The organism is Paenibacillus sp. FSL H3-0333, from assembly GCF_038002805.1.
In the GTDB taxonomy this organism is placed as follows: Bacteria; Bacillota; Bacilli; order Paenibacillales; family Paenibacillaceae; genus Paenibacillus_AQ; species Paenibacillus_AQ silagei.
Genome location: NZ_JBBODG010000005.1, coordinates 1 through 5,300, shown reverse-complemented (window position 1 = coordinate 5,300; position 5,300 = coordinate 1). Strand labels below are relative to the sequence as shown.

6 protein-coding genes are annotated in these 5,300 nt (G+C 51.9%); 1 reads left to right on the top strand and 5 read right to left on the bottom strand.

What is annotated here, in order from left to right:
* Positions 1-570: helix-turn-helix domain-containing protein (locus MHH78_RS33870; RefSeq protein ID WP_341170480.1), on the top strand; the 570-nt coding region annotated here is incomplete at its 5' end.
* Positions 571-689: 119 nt separating this feature from the next.
* Here MHH78_RS33870 and MHH78_RS33865 read toward each other — a convergent pair.
* The 5 genes from MHH78_RS33865 to MHH78_RS33845 are packed head-to-tail and all read right to left on the bottom strand — an operon-like array spanning position 690 to position 4,997.
* Complete coding sequence (locus MHH78_RS33865; protein ID WP_341170479.1) at positions 690-1,979, bottom strand: ABC transporter permease; 1,290 nt, start codon at positions 1,977-1,979, stop codon at positions 690-692.
* Positions 1,972-2,874, bottom strand: a complete 903-nt coding sequence (locus MHH78_RS33860; RefSeq protein ID WP_341170478.1) for an ABC transporter ATP-binding protein — start codon at positions 2,872-2,874, stop codon at positions 1,972-1,974. The genes MHH78_RS33865 and MHH78_RS33860 overlap by 8 nt, the downstream gene beginning before the upstream one ends.
* A gap of 2 nt (positions 2,875-2,876) precedes the next feature.
* The gene (locus MHH78_RS33855) at positions 2,877-3,806 is read right to left on the bottom strand and encodes an ABC transporter ATP-binding protein (RefSeq protein ID WP_341170477.1); all 930 of its coding nucleotides are present in this window, start codon (positions 3,804-3,806) and stop codon (positions 2,877-2,879) included.
* Complete coding sequence (locus MHH78_RS33850) at positions 3,806-4,216, bottom strand: GntR family transcriptional regulator (RefSeq protein ID WP_076083761.1); 411 nt, start codon at positions 4,214-4,216, stop codon at positions 3,806-3,808. The genes MHH78_RS33855 and MHH78_RS33850 overlap by 1 nt, the downstream gene beginning before the upstream one ends.
* A gap of 52 nt (positions 4,217-4,268) precedes the next feature.
* A complete protein-coding gene (locus MHH78_RS33845) occupies positions 4,269-4,997 on the bottom strand; it encodes a hypothetical protein (protein WP_341170476.1) in 729 nt (242 codons plus the stop codon).
* Between the last annotated feature and the right edge of the window lie 303 nt (positions 4,998-5,300).

Here is a 5,300-nt window from a genome sequence, read left to right as displayed (position 1 = left end):
CGAATTATGAAGAACTGTGACTGGGTCTATAAGCCCTCCCATTTGTATCATAGCCAGCTGAAAAATTGCCTTCAAAAATGGATCGATATTCTGCATGAGCCTGAGTTGTCGTTCACCAAAGCAAAGCTAAAAGCACAAATGGTCTTGTTCGAGCTATTGGAGGTGCTTGTAGATATCCAGCCGGTACAGACGGAGATACGTGCCAACCAATCCATGACCACAGCGAAATATGCCAAAGAAATTGCCGAAGCCATCAAGAGAGCTTTTAAGAAAAATTGTATCGAGGGCAATTCAGATTACACCCTTCACATCCAGCCCATCATTGCTTCGCTTGGAATAAGCCCCAACTATGGATTAGAGGTATTTCAAAAAATATATAAGATGTCGCCCCGCACCTATCTATCTGACTTAAAGCTGCAGGAAGCCAAAATATTACTACAGCAGCCCAAGATATCTTTAAATGAGATTTCAAGTCGTTTAGGCTACAAGAACCTCTCTCACTTCAGCAGACAATTCAAAAGATGGACGGGAATTAACCCCTCCGACTATCGTAAAAATAATGGTGTATAGCAAACACCCATCTGCCTTTATGGGGCGGATGGGTGTTATTTTGTTATGCGCTTAAAGCAACCAGCAAACCTTGCGAGAAGTCCATCAGATTGCTTCCGTTAGACTGAATTATTTTTTAATCATATTTTATAAGCCTTCATCGCTTTTCTGATCTCCTTGATGCTAGGGCGCTTGCCGTACATCAGGACGCCGGTGCGGTAGATCTTGGCGGCGAGCCAGCCGAAGAGGAAGGTTGTCGCCAGCAGGATCGCCAGCGAGACCATGATCTCCCAGAAGGCGACCTCCCCGACCCCGATCCGCAGCAGCAGGCTTAGCGAAGAGGTGAACGGGACGAAGCTCGCTACCTTCACCAGCAGCGTATCCGGGTTCGAGATGCTGAACAGCGGCAGATAGAAGCTGACGAAGCCCAGCATCATGACCGGCATCACAGCCTGCCCCAGATCCTCTGTCCGGCTGACAATGGAACCGACAGCGGCATACATCAGGGCGTACAGGAAGTAGCCCAGGATATACAGGATGAATCCATAGACTATCATGCTGATATTAAGCTGTCCCAGATTCAGATCGAAATCGCTCAAGATCGTGGAATTATGCGGCAGCATCAGGTTGACGGCGATGGCAGCCGAGATAATGGCGATCTGCATCAGACCGACGAGGAAGATTCCGATGACCTTGCCGAACATTTGGGTGAGTGGCGAGGCGCTGGTGATGAGAATCTCCATAATGCGCGAGCTTTTCTCCGAGGTAATCTCGGCTGAAATCATGTTTCCGGTCATCATCACCGACATGAAGAACAGAATCAGGAGGATATAGACAATCACATAGTTGATAATGGGTTTGGACTGATCCTGATCTGCACCACCCGCTCCTCCTGCGGCACTGAGCTGTTCTGTATCAAACGAGACCGGAGCAAATATAGCAGCCACCTGGCTCTCCGACAGCTTATCTCCGACAATCAGCCCGGTATTCACCTGCTGTAGAGCCGCTTGCAGATTCGTTCTCAGCTGGCTGCTGATGTCTCCGTCTTTGCTGTGATACGTAACCGGTGGCACCCCTACACTGCCCTTGTCGGCAAAGGTAAGATACCCCTCAATCTTCTCATCCTCCAGCCCCTGCTTCAGCGCAGCATCCTCAGCGGAAGGATAAGCGGTAAATACGACTTTATCGTCTGCTTCAGCCGGCGGAGTATAAGCTAACAGCAGCTCGGCGGGCCGGAAGCCCTGCGCGGCAACTATTCCGATCTGTGTCGCGTCCTTGGCACCGTCTTCTCCCTTGAACACTTTGATTAGATAAGGAATATTCATCCCAATGCTAAGCAGAAGCACCAGAATCAGGGTTGTAATCATGAAGGATTTCGTTCTTACCTTGTTCTTGAATGTGAAGCCGATAATGGTTGCCATTTTATTCATTGGATTCACCCACCGCTCTGATAAAGATTTGGTTTAGCGTCGGTTCCTTAATCTCGAAATGCTCGACCTCGCCTTGAGCTACAGCCAGCTGCAATATGCGCTGCGCCGCTCCCAGGTCATTAATGGATAACACATACCCGCGCTCTTGCCGCTGCACTCCGGTAACTCCGGCAATCTCGGCAAGTCCGTTCACTTCCCCGGCGGTGCGCAATACAACTTCTTCCCGCGGATACCCTTTCTTGATCTCACGGATATCTCCCTGAACCACGGTGTTCGAGCGGTCAAGAATCGTGATATTCCGGCATAATTCCTCAACATGCTCCATGCGGTGCGTGGAGAACAGAATGCTCGTTCCCAGATCCCGCATCTCTCTGACGGTATCCTTCAGCAGCTCCACATTGACCGGATCGAGGCCGCTGAAGGCTTCATCCAGGATCAGAATCTTCGGCTTGTGGACCACAGCAGCGACGAAGCCCATCTTTTGCTGATTGCCCTTGGACAGCTCTTCAATCTTCTTATTGTAATATTCCGGTACATCAAAGCGCTCCAGCCAGTACTTCAGGCTCTTATCCGCTTCACTGGCGGACATCCCGCGCAGCTGAGCCAGATAGATAATCTGATCGCTTACCTTAACCTTCGGATATAATCCCCGTTCTTCCGGCAGATAGCCCATCAGATGCTGAAGCTCCTTACTATAAGGCTTGCCATTATAGAGGATACTCCCTTCGTCGGGATAGATCAGGCCGAGCACCATGCGCATGGTCGTTGTTTTGCCGGCGCCGTTGGCACCCAGCAGACCGTAAATCTCGCCTTGCTCCACCTTTAGACTGATTCCGTTGACGGCTGTCTTCTCACCGTACTGCTTCACTACCTGCTTCAACTGCAATGCTTCCATTCTTATTCCCCTCTCTTCTGGTCGATCAGAACCGGACGATGCCCCCGGGTCCATAAGCTTAGGATTTCATCCAGCTCCAGGCTGCGGCTCTTGAGTACCTTTACGCCCAAATCGTGGATGCGTTTCTCATACAGATAAATTTGCTGGGTTAAAAATGAAGCTACACCCGGCGCCTCCAGCTTCAGCTCCAGCGCTTGCGGCAGCTCGGCTGCCAGCTCCTGCAGCTCCTGCTCTCCCTCAATTTGAACCCATATTTCACTCCATGAACCAAACAGACTGTCCTTCTCGGTCATTCCCAGCAGCTGTCCCTGGTGCATTAGCACGATATAATCGGCCAGCCGCCGCACCTCTTCAACAATATGAGTGGAGATGATAATCGTGGCGTCGTTCTCCTCCATGTACCGTTGCAGCGTCTCAATCATAATCTTCCAGGCGAAAGGATCGAGGCCCGATGACGGCTCATCCAGCAGCAGCAGCCGGGGCTTCGCCGCGAGGGCGGCGGCAAGCTCGAACTTGCGGCGCTCGCCCTTGGACATCTTGCCCAGTCTGGCATTCGGCGGCACTTCAAACTTACGGATCAGCTCCTCGAAGTAGCTCTGGTCCCAGGAAGGATACCAATGGCTGCGGAAGGCGGCCGCCTCCCCGGGTGTCCAGAAGTTCTCCTCAGGCTGCGACATCTCCGGCACATATGCGATGGTCTGGCGGAGCTCCAGCGGCAGTACGCTGCGGTAAGCCTCTTCATACCAGCCGATCTCCCCTTCATCCGGCAAAATCAGTTGAAGCAGCATCTTCAGCAGCGTGCTTTTGCCCGCTCCGTTCTGGCCCACCAGTGCCGTAATATATCCTTGCGGCAACCGGAGATTCATCGGCCCGATGGTCTTGTTCCGCCGCTTCTTGCAGACATCCCGCAGTTCTATGGCTTGCTGTCCCATCAGCTTCCCCCTCTTTCTGCCTGCTTCCCGTATTTGTTCTTCACGATCTCTGTGAACAGCCTGATCAGTTCCTCTTCGCTGCAATGGACGGATAGTCCCGCCTCCACGGCGCTCTCCAGCGCCTTGCGGACGGTCTCCTGCTTATAGTCCTCCATTGCCCCGGTCCCGATATGGGATACAAAGGTGCCCGTCCCCTGTCTGGTCCGCAGCAAGCCTTCGTTCTCCAGATCCTGATAGACGCGGCGGACGGTAATGACGCTGCACTTCAGGTTACCCGCGAATTCGCGGATGGAAGGAAGCAGCGTTCCTTCCGTTATTGCGCCGGAGATGATCAGCGACCTCAGTTGTGTCTCGATCTGGTGGTACAGCGGCTCTGCGCTGTTCTCATTAATTTGTATAGGTATCCACATTATTTACACCTGCCTTCCAGGCCCGGTCCCCGGATGAACGCCTTGCCCCGTCTCATACGAGATCACGGCTCTTCAGCCGGTGAATCGTCCATATGGATAATAACTGAACCGATAACACGCCAAGTACCAGCGTTCCCCACATCAAGGGAGATAATAGGCCCCACTCCTTGGATACAGCGACCGTTGCCAGCAGGATATTGCCTCCAGTCAGATAGACCAGACCGGACACGCCCAGTACCAGCAGCATGATGGCGGAGATGGTCCAGAAGTAGACTACGCCGCTGACCGAGAACTCGATCATAATATACATGCCTGCGACAATCAGACTGTAACCAATCCAGGTAAAGGCAAAAGCCAGATACGAAGCAAGCGGCAGTTCAGCGCGTATTCCGGGGCTGAGCGCATAGAGCAGGCTGAAGTAGATTGTACCGTTCATGGCAACGGCGAACAGGGTGTCCAGCTTTCTTTTACAGAGAACAGCAGCTACAGGTACGGGTAACGCCCGCATATACGCCAGCATCCGGGTATAGGAATCCTCCGAGATATACTTCATGGTCCGCCGGGAAAAGGTGATCACGAGCATGAGCATCGTCGTCACCATCAGAACATCACTGAGCAGCTGCCTATCATGTCCAGTGAGCGTATCGTCGATGACCATTCCTGTGATTGCAGAAAAGTATCCCATGAACACGAGCGAGAACAGCAGTGCCCACAGCAGCTTCCAGCGGTCACCGTGGAATTCGCTGCGTACGATGACCCACGCTTGCTTAAATGTTGTCATAACTTCTAACCTCGCTTTATTCGTCTTGAACGGCAGGAGCCGGCAGATCAGCTAGCCTCAGTGTGTATCTGTGTGTGCTTACTGTATATATCTATATACACAGTATATGACCTGTGTTTTCCACTGTCAACAGAAAACCTCTACTATTCTTAGTATTTCGATTCCACGCACGAAAAAAACCCCGCACATAGGCGGAGTCTGGGCTTTATTATTGGAGCATGCGAGGGAATTGCGGAACATGTGCCTGATTCGGCTGCAACAAACCACATGAAGCTAAGTCTGTATGTATACTTTGACGTTTTT

Excerpts from the sequence above, each read along its gene's own strand:
- MHH78_RS33865 (WP_341170479.1), bottom strand. The coding sequence starts at position 1,979 with ATGAATAAAATGGCAACCATTATCGGCTTCACATTCAAGAACAAGGTA.
- MHH78_RS33855 (WP_341170477.1), bottom strand. The coding sequence starts at position 3,806 with ATGGGACAGCAAGCCATAGAACTGCGGGATGTCTGCAAGAAGCGGCGG.
- MHH78_RS33850 (WP_076083761.1), bottom strand. The coding sequence starts at position 4,216 with ATGTGGATACCTATACAAATTAATGAGAACAGCGCAGAGCCGCTGTAC.
- MHH78_RS33845 (WP_341170476.1), bottom strand. The coding sequence starts at position 4,997 with ATGACAACATTTAAGCAAGCGTGGGTCATCGTACGCAGCGAATTCCAC.
- MHH78_RS33860 (WP_341170478.1), bottom strand. The coding sequence starts at position 2,874 with ATGGAAGCATTGCAGTTGAAGCAGGTAGTGAAGCAGTACGGTGAGAAG.